General features: G+C 66.6%; 22 protein-coding genes and 1 other RNA gene. 6 read left to right on the forward strand and 17 right to left on the reverse strand.

The window, feature by feature from the left end; genetic code table 11:
• Genes ftsW through mraZ form a run of 9 tightly spaced genes read right to left on the reverse strand, consistent with a single transcriptional unit; the run spans window position 1 to window position 10,160 of the window.
• Entirely contained in the window at window positions 1-1,155 is a 1,155-nt protein-coding gene (gene ftsW / locus J2X50_RS02550; protein WP_429091165.1) for a putative lipid II flippase FtsW, read from the reverse strand.
• Window positions 1,152-2,555 carry a UDP-N-acetylmuramoyl-L-alanine--D-glutamate ligase gene (gene murD / locus J2X50_RS02555; protein WP_429091167.1) on the reverse strand — a complete coding sequence of 468 codons (1,404 nt, stop codon included), beginning with the start codon at window positions 2,553-2,555 and terminating at the stop codon, window positions 1,152-1,154. The genes ftsW and murD overlap by 4 nt, the downstream gene beginning before the upstream one ends.
• A gap of 7 nt (window positions 2,556-2,562) precedes the next feature.
• Entirely contained in the window at window positions 2,563-3,645 is a 1,083-nt protein-coding gene (gene mraY / locus J2X50_RS02560; protein WP_429091169.1) for a phospho-N-acetylmuramoyl-pentapeptide-transferase, read from the reverse strand.
• Between the two features lie 24 nt (window positions 3,646-3,669).
• On the reverse strand, window positions 3,670-5,103 hold the full coding sequence (locus J2X50_RS02565) for a UDP-N-acetylmuramoylalanyl-D-glutamyl-2,6-diaminopimelate--D-alanyl-D-alanine ligase (protein ID WP_429091171.1): 1,434 nt from the start codon (window positions 5,101-5,103) through the stop codon (window positions 3,670-3,672).
• Window positions 5,100-6,554, reverse strand: a complete 1,455-nt coding sequence (locus J2X50_RS02570) for a UDP-N-acetylmuramoyl-L-alanyl-D-glutamate--2,6-diaminopimelate ligase (protein WP_429091172.1) — start codon at window positions 6,552-6,554, stop codon at window positions 5,100-5,102. The genes J2X50_RS02565 and J2X50_RS02570 overlap by 4 nt, the downstream gene beginning before the upstream one ends.
• 48 nt (window positions 6,555-6,602) lie before the next feature.
• The gene (locus tag J2X50_RS02575) at window positions 6,603-8,312 is read right to left on the reverse strand and encodes a peptidoglycan D,D-transpeptidase FtsI family protein (RefSeq protein ID WP_429091173.1); all 1,710 of its coding nucleotides are present in this window, start codon (window positions 8,310-8,312) and stop codon (window positions 6,603-6,605) included.
• Complete coding sequence (gene ftsL / locus J2X50_RS02580; RefSeq protein WP_429091175.1) at window positions 8,309-8,683, reverse strand: cell division protein FtsL; 375 nt, start codon at window positions 8,681-8,683, stop codon at window positions 8,309-8,311. Before ftsL ends, J2X50_RS02575 begins: the two co-directional genes overlap by 4 nt.
• Window positions 8,684-8,688: 5 nt before the next feature.
• A complete protein-coding gene (rsmH, locus tag J2X50_RS02585) occupies window positions 8,689-9,705 on the reverse strand; it encodes a 16S rRNA (cytosine(1402)-N(4))-methyltransferase RsmH (protein ID WP_429091177.1) in 1,017 nt (338 codons plus the stop codon).
• The gene (gene mraZ / locus J2X50_RS02590; RefSeq protein WP_429091833.1) at window positions 9,702-10,160 is read right to left on the reverse strand and encodes a division/cell wall cluster transcriptional repressor MraZ; all 459 of its coding nucleotides are present in this window, start codon (window positions 10,158-10,160) and stop codon (window positions 9,702-9,704) included. Before mraZ ends, rsmH begins: the two co-directional genes overlap by 4 nt.
• Before the next feature lie 408 nt (window positions 10,161-10,568).
• On the opposite strand from mraZ, the gene J2X50_RS02595 reads away from it, so the two are divergent.
• Window positions 10,569-11,684 (forward strand): cystathionine gamma-lyase, encoded by a 1,116-nt coding sequence (locus tag J2X50_RS02595; RefSeq protein ID WP_429091179.1) that lies wholly within the window; start codon window positions 10,569-10,571, stop codon window positions 11,682-11,684.
• A 4-nt stretch (window positions 11,685-11,688) separates the two neighbouring features.
• On the opposite strand, the gene J2X50_RS02600 is transcribed toward J2X50_RS02595, so the two are convergent.
• The 6 genes from J2X50_RS02600 to J2X50_RS02625 all read right to left on the reverse strand — a co-directional run bounded on the left by J2X50_RS02600 (window position 11,689) and on the right by J2X50_RS02625 (window position 15,239).
• Window positions 11,689-11,982, reverse strand: coding sequence for a type II toxin-antitoxin system RelE/ParE family toxin (locus J2X50_RS02600; RefSeq protein ID WP_429091181.1), 294 nt, complete (start codon window positions 11,980-11,982; stop codon window positions 11,689-11,691).
• 9 nt (window positions 11,983-11,991) lie between these two features.
• The gene (locus tag J2X50_RS02605) at window positions 11,992-12,264 is read right to left on the reverse strand and encodes a type II toxin-antitoxin system ParD family antitoxin (protein WP_429091183.1); all 273 of its coding nucleotides are present in this window, start codon (window positions 12,262-12,264) and stop codon (window positions 11,992-11,994) included.
• A gap of 149 nt (window positions 12,265-12,413) precedes the next feature.
• Window positions 12,414-12,810: RNase P RNA component class A (gene rnpB, locus J2X50_RS02610), an RNA gene on the reverse strand.
• Window positions 12,811-12,892: 82 nt separating this feature from the next.
• On the reverse strand, window positions 12,893-13,558 hold the full coding sequence (locus J2X50_RS02615; RefSeq protein ID WP_429091185.1) for a lytic transglycosylase domain-containing protein: 666 nt from the start codon (window positions 13,556-13,558) through the stop codon (window positions 12,893-12,895).
• Window positions 13,559-13,755: 197 nt separating this feature from the next.
• Window positions 13,756-14,523 (reverse strand): peptidoglycan recognition protein family protein, encoded by a 768-nt coding sequence (locus tag J2X50_RS02620; RefSeq protein ID WP_429091187.1) that lies wholly within the window; start codon window positions 14,521-14,523, stop codon window positions 13,756-13,758.
• Complete coding sequence (locus J2X50_RS02625) at window positions 14,520-15,239, reverse strand: TerB family tellurite resistance protein (RefSeq protein WP_429091189.1); 720 nt, start codon at window positions 15,237-15,239, stop codon at window positions 14,520-14,522. Before J2X50_RS02625 ends, J2X50_RS02620 begins: the two co-directional genes overlap by 4 nt.
• A 157-nt stretch (window positions 15,240-15,396) precedes the next feature.
• On the opposite strand from J2X50_RS02625, the gene J2X50_RS02630 reads away from it, so the two are divergent.
• Window positions 15,397-16,299 (forward strand): DMT family transporter, encoded by a 903-nt coding sequence (locus tag J2X50_RS02630; RefSeq protein WP_429091191.1) that lies wholly within the window; start codon window positions 15,397-15,399, stop codon window positions 16,297-16,299.
• 51 nt (window positions 16,300-16,350) lie between these two features.
• Here the strand turns inward: J2X50_RS02630 and J2X50_RS02635 are convergent, their stop codons facing one another.
• Window positions 16,351-16,560, reverse strand: coding sequence for a hypothetical protein (locus tag J2X50_RS02635; RefSeq protein ID WP_429091192.1), 210 nt, complete (start codon window positions 16,558-16,560; stop codon window positions 16,351-16,353).
• 210 nt (window positions 16,561-16,770) lie between these two features.
• On the opposite strand from J2X50_RS02635, the gene J2X50_RS02640 reads away from it, so the two are divergent.
• Both J2X50_RS02640 and J2X50_RS02645 read left to right on the forward strand, forming a co-directional pair.
• The gene (locus J2X50_RS02640; protein WP_429091194.1) at window positions 16,771-18,018 is read left to right on the forward strand and encodes a DUF3419 family protein; all 1,248 of its coding nucleotides are present in this window, start codon (window positions 16,771-16,773) and stop codon (window positions 18,016-18,018) included.
• Window positions 18,015-18,680 (forward strand): class I SAM-dependent methyltransferase, encoded by a 666-nt coding sequence (locus J2X50_RS02645; protein WP_429091195.1) that lies wholly within the window; start codon window positions 18,015-18,017, stop codon window positions 18,678-18,680. The genes J2X50_RS02640 and J2X50_RS02645 overlap by 4 nt, the downstream gene beginning before the upstream one ends.
• Here the strand turns inward: J2X50_RS02645 and J2X50_RS02650 are convergent.
• Complete coding sequence (locus J2X50_RS02650; RefSeq protein WP_429091197.1) at window positions 18,673-20,058, reverse strand: serine hydrolase domain-containing protein; 1,386 nt, start codon at window positions 20,056-20,058, stop codon at window positions 18,673-18,675. The two genes, J2X50_RS02645 and J2X50_RS02650, sit on opposite strands and share 8 nt — an antisense overlap.
• A 221-nt stretch (window positions 20,059-20,279) precedes the next feature.
• On the opposite strand from J2X50_RS02650, the gene J2X50_RS02655 reads away from it, so the two are divergent.
• Both J2X50_RS02655 and J2X50_RS02660 read left to right on the forward strand, forming a co-directional pair.
• Window positions 20,280-21,083: a glycoside hydrolase family 25 protein gene (locus J2X50_RS02655; protein WP_429091199.1), complete on the forward strand. Its 804-nt coding sequence runs from the start codon at window positions 20,280-20,282 to the stop codon at window positions 21,081-21,083.
• 187 nt (window positions 21,084-21,270) lie between these two features.
• Window positions 21,271-22,449, forward strand: a complete 1,179-nt coding sequence (locus tag J2X50_RS02660) for a lytic murein transglycosylase (RefSeq protein ID WP_429091201.1) — start codon at window positions 21,271-21,273, stop codon at window positions 22,447-22,449.
• Window positions 22,450-22,515 lie beyond the last annotated feature (66 nt).

The following is a 22,515-nucleotide window of genomic DNA, read 5'->3' on the forward strand; positions in this document are numbered from 1 at the left end:
TTATTCGGCCGGGAGCATGCGCCGGCTGGCCGCGCCGAAGCCCGTCTGCCTGAGCTTTTCCGGCTTCTTGCGGGTCAGCGCCAGCACCATGCCCATGGACATGGCGATCGCGATCAGCGAGGAGCCGCCGTAGGAGATGAACGGCAGCGTCATGCCCTTGGCAGGCATCAGCTGCAGGTTCACGCTCATGTTGATGATCGACTGGAAGCCGAACACGACGACGAGTCCCGCCACCGCATAGCGGGTGAAGTCGTCCTGCTCCTTGAGCGCCGCCCTCAGCCCGCGCAACACGATGAAAGCGAAGATCGACATGATGGCGAACAACAGCACGATGCCGAATTCCTCGCCCGCGACCGAGAAGACGAAGTCGGCATGGCTGTCGGGAATGACGCGCTTGACCACGCCCTCGCCGGGTCCGACGCCGAACCAACCGCCGCTGACGATCGCTTCGCGCCCCATGTCGACCTGGAAGGTATCGCCCTCCCCGGTGAGGAAGCGGTCGATACGGCCGGCGACGTGCGGGAAGAACAGGTAGGCCGCAAAGCCGCCGCCGGCGCCGAGTGCGCCGAGCGTGATGATCCAGAACCAGGACATGCCGGCCATGAAGAACATGACGCCCCAGGTGCCGAGCACCAGCATGGTCTGTCCGAAGTCGGGCTGCGCCATGAGCAGCGCAAGCACGACGCCGAGCAGGATCATGGCGAAGAGATTGCCGGGAATTTCGTGATGGCGCTCATGCTCCGACATCAGCCAGGCCGAGATCACGACGAAAGCGGGCTTGAGGAATTCCGACGGCTGGATGGAGAGGCCGGCGAACGAGACCCAGCGCCGCGCGCCCTTGACCTCGACGCCGACGAACAGCACCGCCACCATCAAGACCAGCATGATGCCGAGCATGATGATCGACAAGCGCCTGATCTGCCGCACATCGAGAAACGACACCCCGATCATTACCATCAGCGCCGGGATGGTGAAGATGATCTGGCGCGTGGCGAAATGGAACATGTCGAGGCCGATGCGCTGCGCCACCGCCGGGCTCGCGGCGAATGAAAGCACGATGCCCAGCCCCATCAGCATGAGGAACGCCGCGAGGAACCACCTGTCGACCGTCCACCACCACATGGCGACGGGACTTCTGTCGAGACGACTGATCATGGCCTTGCCCCTCCGATAGCGCTGACGCCATCAATAGCACTCACGGCTTGCCTGAAGGCTTCGCCGCGGACCTCGAAATTCTTGAACTGGTCGAAGCTGGCGCAGGCCGGCGACAGCAGCACCACTGCCTCGCCGCCGTCGTCCTTGGCCGCGTCCTCCGCGGCGTGCTCGACCGCGGCAGCCAGCGTTCCGGAGATTTCATACGGAACCGCCTCGCCCAGTGTCGCGGCGAAGGCCGGCGCGGCCTCGCCGACGAGATAGGCACGCGCGATGCGCGGGAAGAAGCTGCGCAGCGGCTCGATGCCACCTTCCTTCGGCAGGCCGCCGGCAATCCAGTAGATGCGCTGGAAGCTCGACAGGGCAGGTGCCGCAGCGTCCGCATTGGTCGCCTTGGAATCGTTGACGAACAGCACGTGCCCCTTGCGCCCCACCTGCTCCATGCGGTGGGCAAGGCCGGGAAAGCTCTCGAGCCCTGCCTGGATTTCCCCGAGGTCCAGGCCGATCCTGAGGCAGGCGGCAACCGCGGCGAGCGCATTCTGGGCATTGTGCTGGCCGCGCAGTGAGCCGATGCCTTCCAGGAAGGCGATGCGGCTGTAGCGCCCGTCGATCGCCTCCATCAGGTCGGTGCCGTCGGCAAAGTAGCCGTCTGTCAGCGGCAGGCGCTTGGAGATGCGGACCACGTCCTTGCCGGCGCGTTCCAGCCGGTCGGCGATCTGGGCGCAATAGACGTCGTCGACCCCGACGATCGCCGTGTCGCTGCCGGCAACCAGCCTTTCCTTGATCGAGGCGTAGTGCTGCATCGTGCCGTGGCGGTCGAGATGGTCCGGCGTAAGGTTGAGCAGGATGCCGGCCGTCGGATTGACCGAAGGGGCCAGGTCGATCTGGTAGGAGGAGCACTCCACGACGTAGTGCCGGCCGGCCTCGGGCGGGTCGAGCGTCATCACCGCCCGGCCGATATTGCCGCCCATCTGGGTGTCGCGCCCGGCCGACTGCAGGATATGGGCGGTCAGCGCCGTGGTCGTCGACTTGCCGTTGGTGCCGGTGATCGCCACGAAGGGCGCGGTCGGCGCAGTGGCCAGCCGCTCGCGCGCGAACAGCTCGATGTCGCCGATCACCTCTACGCCGGCGCCGCGGGCCAGTTCCACCGTCCAGTGCGGTTTGGGATGGGTCAGCGGCACCCCGGGCGACAGCACGAAGGACGCGACGGCCGACCAGTCGATGCCGCGCAGGTCGGCCGTGGCTATGCCGTCGGCCGCGGCCCTGGCCACGCTCTCGGGGTTGTCGTCCCAGGCAACGACCTGCGCCCCGCCCTCGGCCAAGGACCGTGCGGTGGCGATGCCGGAACCGCCGAGCCCGAAGAGCGCGACCTGCTTGCCGGCAAATGAGGTGGCTCGGATCATCGCAGCCTCAGCGCAGCTTGAGAGTGGACAGGCCGATCAGCGCCAGGATGACGGCAATGATCCAGAAGCGGATGACCACCTGGCTCTCGGTCCAGCCAAGTTTCTCGAAATGATGATGGATCGGCGCCATCAGGAACACCCGCCGGCCGGTGAGCTTGAAGAATCCCACCTGGATGATGACCGACAGCGCCTCCATGACGAACAGGCCGCCGACGATGGCCATGACGATCTCGTGCTTGGTGGCGACCGCGACCGTGCCGATCAGCCCGCCGAGGGCCAGCGAACCGGTGTCGCCCATGAAAATGGCGGCGGGCGGGGCGTTGAACCACAGGAAACCGAGGCCGGCGCCGATCACCGCGCCCAGGATGACCGCCAGTTCGCCGGTGCCGGGCACGAAGTGGATCTGCAGGTATTCGGCGAAGACCGCGTTGCCCGACAGGTAGGCGATGACGCCGAACGACGCCGCGGCGATCATGATCGGCACGATGGCGAGCCCGTCGAGGCCGTCCGTCAGGTTCACCGCATTGCCGGCGCCGACCACCACGAAACAGGCGAAGGGAATGAAGAACCAGCCGAGATTGAGCAGGAAATCCTTGATGAAGGGGAAGGTCAGCGACGACGAGAACGGCGCCTGGCCGTTCTGCATGATGACCCATGCGGCGATGGCGGCGATCACGAACTCGATGCCCAGGCGCGCCTTGCCCGAAAAGCCGAGATGCGATTGCTTGGTGACCTTGAGATAGTCGTCGTAGAAGCCGATGGCGCCGAAGCCGAGCGTCACGAACAGCACCACCCAGACATAGACGCTGGCGATGTTGGCCCAGAGCAGCGTCGACCCGATGATGCCGGAGAGGATCATCAGGCCGCCCATGGTCGGCGTGCCGGCCTTCTTGAAATGGGTCTGCGGCCCGTCGGCGCGGATCGGCTGGCCCTTGCCCTGCCTCAGGCGCAGCGAATTGATGATGGCCGGCCCGAAGATGAAGACGATCAGCGCGGACGTGATCAGCGCCCCGCCGGTACGGAAGGTGATGTAGCGGAAGACGTTGAAGAACGAGACCTTGTCCGCGAAATCGACAAGCAGAGTTAGCATGCGTATCCGTCCCCCGAGACCCTGTCAGGTCGGTGTGGTGTTGCCGGCATGGGCCGGGAATGTCTTGATCATCGCGTCGACCAGCCGGGAAAAGCCGATGCCCTTCGACGATTTGATCATGATGGCGTCGCCGGGGCGCACCGTGCTCAGAAGCACCGGCTTCAGTTCCTCGACGCCGGCGCGATACTCGGCCTTGAACCCCTCGGGCAGCGTATCGGCGAGAGCCTTCATCTCCGGGCCGGCGAGCAGCACCATGTCGGTCCTGGTCGAGCCGATCAATTCCGCGAGCGCCGAATGCAGCCTGGCCGAATGCGTGCCCAGTTCCAGCATGTCGCCGAGCACGGCGATGCGCCGGCCGCCCGCGGCGACGGGCGTGGCGTCGAGAAGCTCGATCGCCGCCTTCATCGACGCCGGATTGGCGTTGTAGCTTTCGTCGATCAGCGTGATCGGTCCGTTCGGCAGGTGCAGGATGTGGCGCTGGCCACGCCCGCTGGCGGCCGACATCGAGGCGAGCGCGGTCGCGACCGTCGGCACGTCGGCGCCGCAGAGATGCGCCGCTCCCAGCACCGCGAGCGCGTTCTGCACCACATGGCGTCCCGGCACGCCGACGCGAGCCGGCACGTCGCGGCCGGCGACGCGCGCGACGATCATCGAGTGGTCGGCCTCGAGCGTGCACTTGAGCAGCCGGAAGGTCGCGCGCGCGTTCTCGCCGTAGCTCATCACATTGTCCACGCCTGCCGCGCGGGCGAACTTTTCCAGCAGCTTGAAGCGGCCGTCGTCGCGGTTGAGCAGCACCGCCCCGCCTGGCTCGACCCCTTCGAAGATCTCGGCCTTGGCCTTGGCGATCTCGTCGAGGCTGCGGAAGAAGCCGAGATGGGCGGCCGCGATCAGCGTGATGACCGCGATATGCGGCCGCACCATGCGCACCAGCGGGCAGATCTCGCCGGGATGGTTCATGCCGATCTCGAAGACGGCGTAGTCGCTGTCCTCGGGCATGCGCGCCAGCGTCAGCGGCACGCCCCAGTGGTTGTTGAACGAGGCGACCGAGGCATGCACCTTTCCGACCGAGGACAGCGTATGCCGCAGCGCCTCCTTGGTGCTGGTCTTGCCGACGGAACCGGTGACGGCGATGATGCGCGCGCGCGACCGGGCACGCGCCGCGACACCGGCCTTCTCGAGCGCCGCGAGCACGTCGGGCACCACGATCATCGGCGCCGTCAGCCGGCCGAGCGCCGGCAGCTTGCTCTCCGAGACGACCAGAAGCCCCGCCCCCGCCTTGATGGCGGCGGTGGCGAAGTCGTGGCCGTCCATCGTTTCGCCCTTGATGGCGAAGAAGGCGTCGCCCGGCTCGAGGCTGCGGCTGTCGATGGAAATTCCGGTGATGCCTTCGGGCATCTGGCCGAACGGACGGCCGCCCGTTGCCTCGACAAGTGCCTCGGAGGTCCACAGCAGGCTCATGCCGGGCTCCCGGCGAGCGCCTTGCGCACTTCCTCATGGTCCGAAAAATGCAGCGTCTGGCTGCCGATCGTCTGGCCTTCCTCGTGCCCCTTGCCGGCGACGATCAGCGTGTCGCCCTCGTGCAGCATGGCGACCGCCTCGTGGATCGCCTGGCGGCGGTCGCCGATCTCGATCGCGCCGGGGGCGGCGGCCATGATCGCCGCGCGGATGGTCTCGGGAACCTCGGAACGCGGGTTGTCGTCGGTCACGATGGTGACGTCCGCGAGCCGCGTCGCGATTTCGCCCATGATCGGGCGCTTGCCGCGATCGCGGTCGCCGCCGCAGCCGAAGACCACGATGACCCGGCCCGTCGTGAACGGCCGCACCGAGGCGAGCACGTTCTCGAGCGCGTCGGGCTTGTGGGCATAGTCGACATAGACGGGCGCGCCGGCCACGGTGGTGCCGACGAGGTCGAGCCGACCCGGAGCTCCCTTGAGATGCTCGAGCGCCGCCAGCGCCTTTGCCGCGTCCGTTCCGGTCGCGATCGCCAGTCCCGCCGCGACCAGCGAGTTGGCGACCTGGAAGTCGCCGGCCAACGGCAGGTCGATTTCGTGGATCGTGCCGCCGCATTCGATCTCGGCGCGCTGCCGGTGGCGTTCGTGCTCCACCCGCTTCAGGCTGAGGAACTCCCCGTGCCGGCCGACCGTCAGCACTTCGAGGCCGGCCGCGCGCGCGGCTTCGATCGTCGGCTGCGACCAGGCATCGTCGGCGAAGATCACCGCCGGCGCGCCCTTGGGCAGCAGCGTGTCGAACAGGCGCAGCTTGGCGCGCAGATAATCCTCGACCGTGGGATGGTAGTCCATGTGGTCGCGGCCGAGATTGGTGAAGCCGCCGGCCGCGAGCCGCACGCCATCCAGGCGGCGCTGGTCGAGGCCGTGGCTGGACGCTTCCATCGAGGCGTGCGTCACGCCGGCATCGGCGAGTTCGGCCAGCAGCTTGTGCAGCGCCACCGGGTCCGGCGTGGTCAGTTGCCCGTATTCGTTGCGGCCCGGCGCCACGACGCCCGTCGTGCCGATGCTGGCCGCGGCCAGGCCCGCCTGCTCCCAGATCTGGCGCGTGAAGGCGGCGACCGAGGTCTTGCCGCTGGTGCCGGTGACGGCAACCATGGTCCCGGGCTGGCGGCCGTAGAACTTGGCAGCGCTCAAGGCCAGGGCCTGGCGCGGATCGTCGACCAGGACGACGGGCACGCCCACCGCCGAAATCTGGGTTTCCTTCGAGGCAATCACGGCGAGTGCGCCACGTTTGGCCGCATCGGCGGCATAGGCGGCACCGTCGGCCTTGCTGCCGGGCACGGCAAAAAACAGCGTTCCCGGCGTCACCTGCCGCGAATCCGAGGAAACCCCGCTCGCCTCGACATCGTGGGAGAGAACCCCATCGACGGGCAGGATACCGGCAAGGTCTTTTATTTTCATCGAGTTCCGTTCGTCAAAGAGCGGCGCGTTCTTTGGCGCGCCTGAGAATCAAGGGTAGGAAGCCAGCGTTGCCTCACCTTCTTGGCCGAATTCTGGCTTCACGCCAAGCAGCGGGGCCGCGCGCCGGATAATGTTGGACGCGATCGGTGCGGCCGTGAGGCCCGCCGTGGCCGAGCGTGTGGAACCTTCCATCTTCGGCTCGTCGACAATGGTCAGCACCAGGTACTTCGGATCTTCCATCGGGAACGCGGCAACGAAGGCGTTGAAGTTCTTTTCCTTCGAATAGCGCCCGTTGACGACCTTCTCGGCCGTACCCGTCTTGCCGCCGACGCGATAGCCGGGAACCGTGCCGCGCTTGGCGCCGCCCTCTTCGGCGTTGAGGCGGTAGAGATACTTCATGTCCTCGACGGTCTGCGACTTGACCACCTGCTTGCCGATCGCATTCGCCTCCTCCTGGGTGCGGATCAGGAAAGTCGGCGGAAGGAGCTTGCCGCCGTTCATCAGCGCGGCGGCGCCGACGGCCGTCTGCAGCGGCGTGGTCGAGAAACCGTGCCCGAACGCGGCCGTGATCGAGTGCACCCTCTTCCAGACTTTCGGTTCGGTCGGCTTGGCGACCTCCGGCAGCTCCGTCTGCATCCGGTCGAGCAGCCCCATGCGCTTGAGGAATTCGCGATGCGCCTCGACGCCGACTGCCTCGGCCTCGCGCGCCGAGCCGATGTTGGAGGAGTAGATGAACACCTCCGGCACGCTGAGCACCCTGCCCTTGCCGCGGAAGTCGCGGATCGTCTGGCCGCCGATCTTGATCGGCTTGCTCGCGTCGAATGTGCTCTGCAGCGTCACCTTGCCGGAATCCAGCGCCATCGAGGTGGTGAAGCTCTTGATGGTCGAGCCCATCTCGTAGAGGCCTGCCGACATCCGGTTCAGGCGGTCATTCTGCAGGGCGTTGAAGGGATTGTTGGGGTCGAAATCCGGGACCGATCCCAGGGCCAGCACTTCGCCGGTCCTGACGTCGAGCACGACGGCGCCCGCGGCGATGGCCCGGTACTTCTCGAGCGCTGCGACGATTTCGCTGCGCACGATATGCTGCACGCGCAGGTCGATCGACAGCCTGACCGGCTTGAGGTCCTTGGCGACGGCAAGGCCCGACGCCTGGAGATCGGCCAGACCTTGGTCGTCGATGTACTTTTCCAGGCCGGAAATGCCCTTGTTGTCGACGTTGGTCAGCCCGACGATGTGCGAGGTGGTCTCGCCGGCCGGGTAGAAGCGGCGCTTTTCCGTGCGGAAAGCGATGCCGGGAATGCCGAGCGCCATGATCTCGGCCTGCTGCTTGGGCGTCAGCTGCCGCTTGAGCCAGACGAACCCGGTGCCGCTCTTCAGCTTGTTGTAGGTCTGCTCGACGTCGAGATCCGGCAGCACGGTCGTCAGCTTCTCGATCGCCTCGTCGGCATCGACGATGCGGCGCGGCTCGGCAAACAGCGAGGCCGTCTTGATGTCGGTCGCCAGCACCTCGCCGTAGCGGTCGACGATGTCGGGACGCGAGGCGGTCACGCGCGATTCCGGCCCGGCCGAAGTCTCCGGATCGAGCATGCCGAGATAGACCAGCCGGCCGGCGATGGCGGCATAGATCGAGAAGAACACGACCATCGTCATGATGACGCGGTTGCGCGTGCGCCCGCCGGTCTTCTTGCGCGCGCTGTCGAACACGATCGCCGCGTCGGCTTCCGCCTTGTGCCGCTTTTTGCCCAGCCAGCCGATCATTGCGATATTCCCCCGGTCAAAATCTGGTCGAGCGTGGTGTCAGCCGCGCCGCCGGATGCTTCGCGCGTCAGGTCCTCGATGGTCAGCGGACGAGCGGGCAGCGCATCCAGGCCGACGATCTGGCGCGCGTCGACCGGCTGGAGCTTCAGCTCGGCCTGGTAGGCATCGGCAAGCGTCTGCAGGCGCGCGGGCTGCGTAAGCAGGCTCCAGTCGGCCTTCAGAAGGTCGATGGTGTCTTCCTCGAAGCGGATCTGCGCCTCGATCTTGTTGACGGCCTTGAGCTGGTTTTCGGCCTCGTCCTTGGTCTTGTAGGTGAACGCCGCGGCGGTAACCATCACGGCGATCAGGACCATGTCGCTGGTACGGAACACGAGTCTTACCTTTCTCCCGTCTGGCCGACGTCGGGAAGCTTCGGAAGCCCGAAGATGGAAAAATCCTCAGCGCGCGCCGGCGCGGCGGTGCGCACGGCAGCACGCAGCTTGGCAGAGCGGGCACGCGGGTTGGCGGCGGTTTCGGCGTCGCCCGGCCCGACCGCGCCGCCCGACTTTTCGAAGGTCGTGGCGATCGTTTCGAGTTCCGGCATGTAGCGGGAGCGCGACGGCGCGCTGGACCGGTCGGCGATGAAGCGCTTGACGATGCGATCTTCCAGCGAATGGAAAGTCACGACGACCAGCCGCCCGCCGGGCTTGAGCGCTCGCTCGGCGGCGAAGAGCGCCCGGGCCAGTTCGCCGAGCTCGTCGTTGACATAGATGCGCAGCGCCTGGAACACCCGCGTCGCCGGGTGGATCTTGTCCTTGGGGCTGCGCCCGATATGGGTCTCGATCGCATCGGCGAGGTCGAGCGTGCGCTCGAAGGGGCGCTTTTCGCGGCGGCTTTCGATCATCCGCGCGATCCGTCCGGCATGCCGCTCCTCGCCGAGGAAGCCGAAGATGCGCGCGAGGTCGCCCGACTTGAAGCGGTTGACGACATCGGCCGCGCTCGGCCCCACCTGGGCCATGCGCATGTCGAGAGGGCCGTCGGCGCGGAAGGAGAAGCCGCGCTCGGCCTGGTCGAGCTGCATCGACGAGACGCCGATGTCGAGCACCACGCCGTCAACCTGGTCGACATGTTCGTCGAGACTGGAGAAGGGAGCTTGAACCAGCCTCAGCCTGCCGCCGGACTGGCTTTCGAGCGCCCTGCCCGCCGCGATCGCATCGGGGTCGCGGTCGATGGCCACCACCGAGGCGCCGGCCAAGAGGATCGCGCGGGTATAGCCGCCGGCGCCAAAGGTGCCGTCCACATGCACTTCGCCTTCGGCGGGGCGAAGCGCTGCAATCACTTCGGCAAGCAGAACCGGAACATGGCGGGCCGGTCCGCCGGCGGCCTGATGGTCATCCCCGTGACCCGCCATCATTCCGGTTGCTCCCCTTGCGCTGTCCGATGCCGGAGTTTCAGCAGGCGTGCGCGCACTTCCGCACCGTGGGCATGCAACTGCTCGGGCTCCCACATCTGGAAGAACTGCCCTCGCCCGACGAATGCCACTTCCGTCGTGATCCCGGTGTGCTCGCGCAGAAAGTCCGAGACCGAAATCCGCCCGTCCTGGTCGAGCTTCAGGAAAGTGCTGTCGCCATGGACGAAGAATGACATGTCGTCCGCCGTCTGCAGGAACGGATCCTCCTGCGCGATGCGCTGCTCGTAGCGGTCGAGCAGATCCAGCCCGCCGACATCGAGTGCCGGCACGTCGAGCGCACGCAGCGCATAGAGCTCGGTATAGCCGCGCTTCTGCAGTACGGCACGGAAATGCGCCGGAACGGAGACCCGCCCCTTCGCATCGATCCTGTTCACCGCATTCGACAGAAACCGGTCCATCACATGATACGGCCGCTTCCGCTGCCGCGCCCCTCGTCTTCATGCCGTCCGCGCCACGCCGGCCCGTCCAGATCCGCAAGCCACTCCCGCCCCCGGCCGAATCCGTACGGCGACCCGCAGCCGCCGCGGCCGCCGGGTCGGCATACGCCTCACCCTTTACTGGAACGAAATCATGGTTACCGATTTGGGATAACATGGGGCTATATGGGCGTCAACGGGAACACGGCACACGATCTTGTCGCAACCGGGACTGATGGACCCTTTCGCGGCATTCGGATTTTTATGCTCCATTAAGGCTAACGAAGTCTTAGCGTGGCCCAACGCAGCAGCCGAACCGGGCCTTGCTTGGCGCCGACCTGCGCCCTAGCCTCGGCATCATGGGAAATGCTTCAGGGGGATGCGCAGACCATGACCGAGACGATGAAGGAACGCGCAGCTTCTCTTGCCCATCTCCGCCGCTCCAGGCTGTCGAAGGGTGACCCCATCCCTCTCCCGCTCACCATGGCCGCCATCTACCACGCGCCGGGCGATGCGACGGGCTTCAACCAGTACGGTCGCTTCAGCAATCCCAACTGGGCGGCGGTCGAGGAAATGCTCGGCCATCTCGAGGCCGCGCCCTGTGTGGCCTTTCCCTCGGGCATGGGCGCGATTTCGGCGACGTTCTTCGCCCTGCTCAAGGCGGGCGACCGGATCCTGCTGCCGTCCGACGGCTACCACACGACCCGCCTGATGGCGGAGCGCTTCCTCGGCGCCTTCGGCGTCTCCACCGACGTGAGGCCGACATCGTCATTCCTCGATGGCAGCTTCGAGAACTATAGCCTCGTCTTCGTCGAAAGCCCGTCGAACCCCACGCTCGACATCTGCGACATCAGGGCCGCGGCCGACGCCGTGCACCGGGCGGGCGGACTGCTCGTCGTCGACAACACCACGATGACGCCATTCGGCCAGCGTCCGCTCGACCTCGGCGCCGACATCGTCGTCGCCGCCGACACCAAGGCGCCCAACGGCCATTCCGACGTACTGTTCGGCCATGTCGCGAGCCGCAATCCCGATGTCGTCGCGGCCGTGACCGAATGGCGGCAGAATGCCGGCGGCATCCCCGGCCCGTTCGAGGCCTGGCTGGTGCATCGCGGGCTAGAGACGCTGGAACTGCGCTTCGACCGCATGTGCTCCTCGGCCGAAGCGATCGCCCCGCGGCTCAAGGCCCATCCCGCGGTGAGCGGGCTTCGCTTCCCAGGCCTCGAGGGCGACCCGTCCCACAACCTCGCCCGCGCCCAGATGGAACGCTTCGGCTTCCTCATCAGCTTCGATCTGGGCTCGGAGCAAAGGGCGGAAAACTTCATCAATGGCTGCGAACTGATGCACGCCGCCACCTCTTTCGGCGGTGTGCACACCGTCGCCGAGCGCCGCCTGCGGCGCGGCGATGCGGTCACGCCCGGCTTCGTCAGGCTTTCCGTCGGCTGCGAGCCGGTGGAGGAGCTTTGGGCGGCGATGAAGGCGTCGCTGGACAGGATCGGCGGGTGAGCGATCAGGACGAGAGGTCGTCGCCGGTAATGTTGCGGCGGCCGTGCAGCACGCGAAGGATATCCACACTCTCTTCCGCCACGCGACAGAAGATCAGATATTCGCCCTCTCCGAGACACCGGACGCCTTCGGCTATGTCGCTGCACGTCCGGCCGAGTGACGGATGATGCGCCAAGGCATTCCACCTCAACTCGAAACGGTCGAGCAGACGATCGGCGGCGGCTTCGTTGTCGGCCGCGATGTAGCACCAGATTGCGAGCAGATCCGCTTCCGCCTTGGCGGTCCGTCTGATGCGCACCTGCCTGCCTCAAGATCTGGTTTGAGCCAATCGCTTGCGCGCTTCGGCCTTGAGCTGATCCATCGTGTCGAATTGTCCCGGCCCGCTGTCGATGCCCTCCTGCACCAGCGCGCGAAGCTCCTCGAGCGTATAGCCGTAGAGTTCGCGCCGTTCCTTCCACAGCCTGAGAGCGTCGCGGATCACCTCGCTGGCGGAGGCGTATTCGCCGGCCTCGACGGCACCGTCGACGGCGGCCGCCAGCTCGGGCGAAAGCGTGATGCTGCGCTTGTCGATGTGGCCCATGCCGCGCCTCCTGATGATTGGAGATGGTACGAATAAATCGCACCGCAGACAAGCGCCCGGGCACGCAGGCGGCGGGGCATCCGCCCAGGTGTCGCAAAACCTGGTGCCCGCAGGACAATTCGCTTGCACGGCCAAGTTGGAAAACAGGCAGCGCCAGCTGGCCTGTAAGCCGGGTTCTGTATGGCCCCCGCGCCTCGCGGCACGGGAACGTGGCGGCCATTCTTCTTGGACGGGCATTGCTGCACGCCTCACGCAACCAACCCGGGCGGCAGGCCGGAAACAGCCCTGAGGGTTTCCCCTCGCACCGCCCCTATTCGGTTTTGCTCCCGGTGGGGTTTACCGTGCCGCTCCTGTTGCCAGTCGCGCGGTGGGCTCTTACCCCACCCTTTCACCCTTGCCGCGGAAACCCGCGGCGGTTTGCTTTCTGTGGCACTTTCCCTGGGGTCGCCCCCGCCGGCCATTAACCGGCACCGTGTCTCCATGGAGCCCGGACTTTCCTCACCTGCAGCCTTTCGGCTTCGCAGGTGCGGCCGCCCGGCCAGCTGGCAAGGCGTATAAAGGGATTTGTGCCGGAAAACGCAACCAAAAACGTCGGCGCTTCGCGCACCTCAGCCCTGGCTGCTTTCCATCAGGCACCGGCCAGGCGGGACTGGACCTTCTTGCAGTAGGCGGCCGAGACCGGGTTCATGCGCTTGGCGCCGTGGCCGGCATTGTACTTGAGGATCGTGCCGCAGGTGGTGCCGCCGCTCAGTTCGTGCGCCTTGGCCAGGTACAGCATGCCGAACTTGATGTTGGTCTCGGGGTTGAACAGCCCCTTGGCGGAGCCGCTGTAGCCCATCATGCGCGCCGTCGCCGGCTTGATCTGCATCAGCCCGATCTCGCCGGCCCTGCCGCGCGTGTTCGGGCGGTAGTTGCTCTCCACGCTGATGACGGCATGGGCGAGCGATACCGGGACGCCGTAGGCGGAGGCGTAGCGGGCGACGATGTCGCCAAAGGGCTTGCCAGAGGCGGCAGTCTTGGTGGCCTTGGCGGACTTGGCGGCCTGCTCCTTGACGGTCTTGGCGCCCTTGGCGCCGATGGATGCCGTGGTGAACGTATCGATCTCAGCCTTCTTCGAGCAGCCGAACAGATAGGGGCAATCGTCGGCCTTCTTGGCTTCGGCCTTGGCGTTCTTGTTCTTGGCGGTCTGTTCGATGATCGTCTTGGAGGCCCTGACGGCGCCTTCCTGGGCGTGAGCGGCAAAAGAAGTCAGGCCGGCGGCTAATGCCACCGCAACAACGGTCAAATTCTTCATGTTATCCTTGTTCTCGACAGGCCGCGCGAACAGTATCGCGCAGCATCCCTTCCTAAACGCCGGGGGCTCTCTTCGGAGCGTTGGCAGGATTTGCCCGGCGCCTTGCACGGCGATGCATTTGCCGGGCGAACTGGCGGGAAAAAAGGCGCGGCAAGTCACATTAAGTTACAATATGTAACTATGCGAATCACATCGCTTTATTGGTCAAGGCCTTCGGGAAGCTCGGCGATCAGCCGCCTGAGCGTCGACAGCGTCGAGGCGTCGGCGACGCCGTCGACGCAGCGCGTCCGGAAATGTCGTTGAAATGCCTGCACCGTGGTCTCGGTCAGCTCGTCGAACCGGCCGGTGATCTCGACCCCGTAGCCGTAGAGCGCCAGCATCGACTGCAGCTCCTCCACCGTCTCTCCGGCATCGCCCGGTTTCAGGCCGGCGCGCCCGTTGCGCGGCGAAGGTGCGACCCAATGCCCTACGCCGGCTTCGAACAGCGCGCGCCACGGGAACTTCTCGCCGGGGTCGATCTTGCGGCCGAGCGCCACGTCCGAATGAGCCAGCACGCGCTGCGGCGCGACCGCGTGGCGCGCGATGATGCCACGGCAGAGTTCGATGACGGCACCGATCTGGCGCTTCGGAAAGGCCGGGTAGCCGAAGGCATGGCCCGGATTGACGATCTCGATGCCGATCGAGCAGGAGTTGATGTCGGACTGGCCGCTCCAGGAGCTCTTGCCGGCATGCCAGGCGCGGTCGCCTTCCCGGACCATCTGGACGATGCGCCCGTCCTCGTGGACGAGATAATGCGAGGAGACTTCGCTAACCGGGTCGCACAGCCAGGCTTCGGCGCCCGCCCCCGTCTCCATGCCGGTGTAGTGCAGCACGATCATGTCGGGTTTGACGCTCTCGCGGCGCGGCCCGAAATTGGGCGAGACGCGCACGTCCGCGTGCCGATGATCGGGCGAAAAACCGCTCATACGTGCCGGAGCCCCTTTTCGATCATCTCGTAGGCCGCGTTGATGGCGGCGATGCGCGTGGTGGCGATGCGGATGAATTCCTCGGGCAGTCCGCGTGCGATCAGCCGGTCCGGGTGGTTGTTGGCGACGAGCTTGCGATAGTGCCTGCGCACGTCCTCGAACGGCTGTCCCCGCTCGATGCCGAGGACGCGGTAGGGATCGGTTTCGCCGAGGTCGAGATGGCGTGCCAGGATGGTCTGGTAGTGGGCCTCCTCGATGCGGAAGATCTGCGAGACGTGGTGCAGGAACGTCCCCTCGCGCTGGTGCATCATCCCGTCCGCCTTGGCGATGTGGAACAGCCCGTCGAGTATGTCCTCCAGCATGCCGCAATTGGGGTGGCCGGAGCCGCACAGGCGCGCCATGCGCTGGGCGTAGATCTCGTAGCCGGCAACGTCCTGCTGGGCGATGTTGTAGAGGCGCGCCACGTCGCGCGCATGCTTCGGCGGCACCGTGAATATCTCGTAGAAGGCCCGGATCTCGTCCTGCGACACGATGCCGTCGGCCTTGGCCATCTTGGCCGAAAGCGCGATCATCGCCACCGAAAAGGCGACGCGCCGGCGCAGTTCGGCATCGCCCGAGAAGATTGTCCGGACGGCCTCCACGACGTCTGCGACGCCGTTCGCTGCTGTTGCCGAGATACGCGCGACAAAGTCGCCGAGACGGTCCCAAATCGACATGGCCAGCTTCTTAGGATGAAACACTCGCGAAGGCGAGATGCCAACTTGCGCGCCCGGCAACTTTGTCGGCGACGGGTGCCGGCAGCCTCTGGACCATAATTCTGGACCAACCGAAATTGCACGACGCGCCGTCCGGGGCCCGCTAACTGTGGCGCCCATGGATGCACGCAACCCCAACCCGCCGACATCGGCCGTTTCGCGCGAGACGATCGGCCTCGCATTGGGCGCGTTGGGGGTGTTCATCTTCGGCGGAACCCTGCCGGCGACACGCGTGGCGCTGGGCACCTTTTCGCCCTGGTTCATCACCTACGGCCGCGCCGCCATGGCCTCGATCGCGGCAGCGGCGCTGCTCTTGGTGCTGCGCAAGCGCTTCCCCAGGCGAGACGCGCCGGCGCTGTTCCTTGCCGGCCTGCTGCTCGTCTTCGGCTTCCCGATCTTCTCGTCGATCGCCATGCAGACCGTGCCCGCTTCCCATGGCGGCGTCGTGCTCGGCGTCCTGCCGCTCACCACCAGCATCTTTGCCGCGATCATCGGCGGCGAGCGGCCGTCGGCGTTCTTCTGGCTCTGCGGGATATCAGGCGCGGCACTGGTGATAGCCTTCGCCATGCGCGACAACGGCATGACGCTCACCCTCGGCGACCTGTTCCTGCTGCTCGCAGCCATCTCGGCAAGCCTCGGCTACGTCGTCTCGGGCAAACTGTCGCGCCACATGCCCGGCTGGGAAGTGATCTGCTGGTCCCTTATCCTGACCGCGCCGATCTCCATTCCCGCGGCGATCTGGAGCTGGGATCAGGCCTTTGCCCAGGCCTCCTCGGCGGAGACCTTCGCGTTCTTCTATCTCGGCTTCGGCTCGATGTTCCTCGGCTTCTTCGCCTGGAACGTCGGGCTCGGCATGGGCGGCATCGCCCGCGTCAGCCAGGTTCAGCTGCTGCAGTCCTTCGTCACGCTTGCCATCTCCGCCTTCCTGCTTGGCGAACATGTCGGCGCGCAGACCGTGTTGTTCGCGCTCGGCGTCATTGCCATCGTCGCACTAGGGCGGCGGGCCCGCGTGTCGCGCTGAACGAAAAAGGCCGGAGACTGAGTTCCGGCCCTTCCTGCCACCCACCGTTGGCTACTGCCCGGAGGCATCCGGCTGCACCGGCTTGGGCTGCGTCGGTTCGCTGCCCTGCATGGCGCCGCCGGCGCCGGTCTGCGGCGCCGGCTGCTCGGTCGTTGCCGGCGGCTGGTCCACGCTCTGCGTGGTGGTGTTGTCCGTGTCGCTGCAGGCGGCAACGCCCAGCAGTGCGATCGCCGCGACCGACGCCAGAATGATGTTCCTCATGATCTCTCCTTTCAGTGACACGCCCGCCAAGCGGGCAGTCGGACAAACAATGCGGCGCCCGGCATGCAGTTTCATAACGTTCGGTGACCGCCTGTCACATTGTTGGCCCCGCCGGCCGGCTGTCGCGTGGCCGTCATTGCTCCGTCACCGCGCTGTCATGCCGGTGCGCTACCCGCTGCGCCCAGCAACGAAGTGGGGAATCGCATTTCCATGACCGACGTTTCCGGAGAACTCGTCTTTCGTCGCGGCAGGAAAGTCGGAAAGGCGGTCTACCAGAACCGCCCGCTTTCCAAGGCCGGCATTTCGGAACGGCTCTTCGCCCTGCTGTTCTCGGGCCTCGTCTACCCGCAGATATGGGAGGACCCGGAAGTCGACATGGAGGCGATGCAGCTCTCCGAGGGCCACAGCATCGTCACCATCGCCTCCGGCGGCTGCAACATCCTCGCCTATCTGACGCGCTCGCCCGTACGTATCGATGCCGTCGACCTCAACGCCGCCCACATCGCGCTGAACCGGATGAAGCTGGCGGCGGTCCGCCACCTGCCCTCCCATTCCGACCTGTTCCGTTTTTTCGGCGAGGCCGGCGTCGCGCATAATTCGCAGGCCTACGACCGCTTCATAGCGCCCCAGCTCGACGCCACGAGCCGCAGCTACTGGGAGCGCCGCGACTGGCGCGGCCGGCGCCGCATCGCCACCTTCGACGGCAATTTCTACCGAACCGGCCTGCTTGGCCTGTTCATCGCCGCCGGCCACGGCGTCGCCAAGCTCTACGGCGTCGATCCGTCCGGCATCATGCTTGCCGGCGGCCGCGAGGCACAGCGCCGCTTCTTCGACGAGCGGCTCGCCCCGGTGTTCGAGCGGCGTATGCTGCGCTGGGTCACGTCGCGCAAGGCCTCGCTCTTTGGCCTCGGCATTCCGCCCGCCCAGTACGACTCGCTGCTGACCTCGGGCGACGGCTCCATGGCCGGCGTGCTCAAGGCCCGTCTCGAAAAGCTCGCCTGCGACTTCCCGCTCGAGGACAACTACTTCGCCTGGCAGGCCTTCGCCCGGCGCTATCCGAAGCCTGGCGAGGCGGCCCTGCCCGCCTATCTCGAACAGGCGAACTACGCCACGATCCGCGGCAACGTCGACCGCGTCGCCATCCACCACGCCAACTTCACCGAGCACCTCGCAGCCCGGGAAGCCGCATCCGTCGACCGTTTCGTGCTTCTCGACGCCCAGGACTGGATGAGCGATGCCCAGCTCAACGCCCTCTGGGCCGAGATCAGCCGTACCGCGGCGCCGGGTGCCCGGGTGATCTTCCGGACCGCCGCCGAACCGAGCCTGCTGCCCGGCCGGCTGTCGCCCGCGCTGCTCGACCAGTGGAGCTACGAGGAGGCGCAGTCGCGCGACTTCACCGCCCGCGACCGCTCGGCCATCTATGGCGGTTTCCACCTCTACGTGAAGAAGCCCGCATGAGCGCCTCCGATTTCTCGTCCGCCCATTCCGGCCTCATGGATCGGGTCTACCGGCACCAGCGCCACATCTACGACCTGACGCGCAAATATTACCTGCTCGGCCGCGACCGCATGATCGCCGAACTCGACCCTCCGGCCGGCGGCACGGTACTCGAGCTCGGCTGCGGCACCGGCCGCAATCTCATCCTTGCCGCCCGCCGCTTCCCCGACGCGCATTGCTACGGCCTCGACATCTCCGCCGAGATGCTGGCGACGGCACGGGCCTCGATTGCCCGGGCCGGCCTGTCCGACCGCATCACGCTCGCCCAGGCCGACGCCACCGCCTTCGACGCCAAGGCGCTGTTCGGCCGCAGCGGCTTCGACCGGGTCTTCGTTTCCTATTCGCTGTCGATGATCCCCGGCTGGGAACGTGCGGTGGCAGCCGCGCTGAACGCCGCCGACGGCTCCCTCCACATCGTCGACTTCGGCCAGCAGGAACGGCTTCCGGGTTGGTTTCGAACGCTCCTGCGCGGCTGGCTCGCGAAATTCCACGTCTCCCCGCGCGAGACGTTGCTCTCCGAGGTCGGCCGCCAGGCCCTCGCCCTGGGACGCAATCCGCACTTCTCGGCGCTCTACCGCGGCTATGCCTGGCTCGTCGTCGTCGACGGGCCGGGGGCTAATTGAGCGCCGCCACCAGCGCCGCCAGCATCGCCTGCGGCTTGTAGTGCAGCGTCGACGGCGTCAGCCCCATCCGCACCACCACCAGCCTTTGCGACGGCACGATCGCCACGCTCTGCCCGTCATGGCCTTGCATCCAGAAGGTGTCCGCCGGCAGGTCGAAGCCCGTGTCGGGATTTTCGCCGGGCGGCGAGCCGCCTTCCGGTCCCCGCAGCCACAGCTGGCCGCGGCCGTATTCGCCGTTCGAGGCGGGTGCCGCCTCGCGCATCCACGCCACGAACCCCTCCGGCAGGATGCGGTTCCCGTCCCAAGTGCCGTCCTGCAGCAGCAACTGGCCGAAGCGTGCCCAGTCATGCGCGCTGGCATACATGTAGGACGAGCCGGCGAAGGTGCCGCTCGCATCGGCCTCCAGCACCGCGCTCTTCATGCCCGCCGGCCCGAACAGCCTTTCGCGCGGCCAGGCCAGTGCCATGGCCTTGTCGCCCACCGCCTCCTGCCACAGACGCGACAACAGCAGCGTCGTGCCGCTGGAATAGGAAAACACCTTGCCGGTCTCGCCTGCGAGCGGCTTGGCCGCCGCGAAGCCCGCCATGTCGGTTTCGAGGTAGAGCATGCGCGTGACGTCGGTGACGTCGCCGTAGTCCTCGTTGAAGGCCAGCCCGCTCGACATCGCCATCAGGTCGGCAAGGCTGATCCTGGCGCGTCCGTTGGCCTTCCAGGCTTCGAACAGCCCGGTCTTGTCGACCGACATCCTGCCCTCGCCCACCAGCGTGCCGATGATCGCGGCCGTGACCGTCTTGGTCATCGACCAGCCGAGCAGCGGCGTAGCCTGGCTGAAGCCCTCGCCGTAGCGCTCGCCGACGATCCGGCCGTCCTTCACCACGACGATCGCCCTCATCCCGGGGCCCACCAGGCCGGCATCGTCGAGGACCGCGCCGACCTCGGGCGCCTGCGACGGCTCGACCCGCTCGCCCTCGGGCCACAGCGCGTCCGTGTCGGGTGCGGCCGCGACCGGCACCGGCCCGAGCTTGGCCGAGGCAATGTCGCCATCCGGAACGTTCGTGCATCCGGCCCCGTCCTGGGCGATCGCCAGCCCCCTGCCGAACAGCCCGAAGAGCCCGGCGCGCACCGTGCCGGCGCTTTCGTCGACATCGACCGACATCAGCCTCAGCAGCGGGTGTCCGGGCGCCTGCACGTCGTCGGCCAGCACCTGGTTCGCGTCGCGGCCGGCGATGAAGACGTTGGAGCAGACGATCTTGGCGGCATAGCCGGAGCCGACCCGGATCAGTTCCGGCGGGGCGAAGTAGAGCCAGCCGAAAAGTCCCGCCGCCGCCAGGCCCAGCAAAGCCGCGAGCCACCTCGCTATCCTGCCTGCCTTTCGCATCGCTCCCCCTCGCGCCCCCGCGCCATCGAAATGCCGTCATTCCTTCCGCAAATCTCGAAGGCTGTCGAGCGGGATCAACGGTTTATCAACCATGATCGGCGAGACAGGGAGGGGATATGCGGTCTCGTGGGGAACCGCCATCCAGCGAAAATCTGATTGGTCGTCAGGACCAGCCCCAAGCCAGTTGGTTCGACCGGTTGCGCCGGTCCCAAGGAGACCTGATGCGCAGCCCTTCGGCCCTTTTGCTGCTCGCCTTCCTCGGCGCCTGCTCGACCGCTGACACCCTGTCCCTTGCGCCTTCCGGCAAATCGTCCACGCTCGCCGGCGTCTCGGTCAAGAACCCGCGCTTCAGCGACAGCGATCCGCACCAGTGGGACAGCGGCGCGCCCTGGACCTACGCCATCCACGGCACCGACGTCTCGAAATACCAGACCTCGATCGACTGGCAGACCGCCAGGGGCAGCGGTATCTCGTTTGCCTTCATCAAGGCGACCGAAGGCGGCGACCGCATCGACGACTATTTCGCCGAGCACTGGCGTGCCACCAGGGCAGCCGGCGTTCCGCGCGGCGCCTACCACTTCTACTATTTCTGCCGCCCGGCCGCCGAACAGGCGCGCTGGTTCATCCAGAACGTGCCCAACGAGGCCTCGGCGCTGCCGCCCATCCTCGACATGGAGTGGAACCCGGATTCGCCGAGCTGCAAGCTCAGGCCGCCCGCAACAACCGTGCGCAGCGAGATGAAGATCTTCCTCGACATCGTCGAGAAATATTACGGCAAGAAGCCGATCATCTACACCTCCGTCGACTTCTTCGACGACAACGACCTCGCGACCTTCCGCGGCTACCCCTACTGGCTGCGCTCCGTCGCCGGCCATCCGACCCAGAAATACGGCGACCATCCCTTCACCTTCTGGCAGTACACCGGCACCGGCGTGGTGCCCGGCATAAGCGGCAATGCCGACATCAACGTCTTCAACGGCAGCGAGCAGGCCTGGAAGAAGTGGCTCGCGGTGAACACACGGTAGGGCGCGGACGTCCCGCCGCCCTGCTCACCACATTTCGCATGGCAGATGCGACAACAAGAGGGAGTGCGGATCCAACCCCGCTCTTGTAGAAGTCCGCCAAGCCATCCAGCCTGCCGTCTTGCCCGCTTTTCGCCATCTGGCGCGGGCATGAATGGAATCTGCCAGGCAAAGCAAGAGACCTCTGCCCATGAAACTGCTCAGCAAAGCACTCGCCGCCCTCCTCGTCACCGCCACCACACTGCCGGCAATTGCCCAGGAATGCGGCGACGACTTCGCCACCTGGAAGCAGAACCTCGCCAACGAGGCGCGCGCCGCAGGCGTCGGCGAAAAGGGCCTTGCCGCGCTTGGCTCGGCAACGCTCGATCCGAAGGTGCTGGAGCGCGACCGTGCCCAGGGCGTCTTCTCGCAGACCTTCGCGCAGTTCTCCGACCGCATGATCAGCGGCTATCGGCTCAAGAACGGCGCCGCCAACCTGCAGAAATATGCCCAGTACTTCGCCAAGGGGGAGCAGGACTACGGCGTGCCCGGCCCGGTGGTCGCGGCCTTCTGGGCGCTGGAGACCGACTTCGGCGCGGTCCAGGGCAATTTCAACTCGCTGAACGCGCTGGTCACGCTGGCGCATGATTGCCGCCGCCCGGACCTGTTTAGGCCGCAGGTCGTGCCGCTGCTCACGCTGATCGACCGCGGGGTGGTTCCGGCCGACGTCAAGGGCGCCTGGGCCGGCGAGATCGGCCAGACCCAGATCCTGCCGTCCGACTATCTGGCGCGCGGCGTCGACGCCGACGGCGACGGCATCGTCGACCTGCGCAACACGCCCGCCGACGTCATCCTGACCACCGCGCGCAAGATCGAGTCGCGCGGCTGGAAGCGCGGCCAGCCCTGGATCGAGGAGGTTCGCGTTCCCGCCGAGATGGCCTGGGAAATGACCGGCCGAACCAACAAGCTGCCCCTCGCCGAATGGGCGAAGATGGGAGTCACCAACCGCGACGGCAGCCCGCTCCAGGACAACGGTCTGAAGGCCGGCGTCGTGCTGCCGATGGGCCGCAAGGGACCGGCCTTCCTGGCCTATGACAATTACGACGTCTATCTTCAGTGGAACCAGTCGGCCACCTACACCTTGACCGCCGCGCACCTCGCCGCCCGGCTCGCCGGCCAGCCCGCCTTCGGCCTCGGCAACCCCGACGCGGGACTCACCGGCGAGGCGATGAAGGCGCTGCAGCAGAAGCTCGCCGACAAGGGCTATGACGTCGGCGGCATCGACGGCATCCTCGGCACCAACACCCGCGAGGCCATCCGCCAGGAGCAGATGCGCCTCAAGCTGCCGGTCGACGGCTGGCCGACGCAGGAGCTGTTGGCGAATCTGTGAGTGAGTAGTGAGTAGTGAGTAGTGAGAGGGATTGATGGCGCGCAGATGCCGTCAATCTGATCGATC

Source organism: Aminobacter sp. BE322 (genome assembly GCF_050433525.1).
GTDB lineage: Bacteria > Pseudomonadota > Alphaproteobacteria > Rhizobiales > Rhizobiaceae > Aminobacter.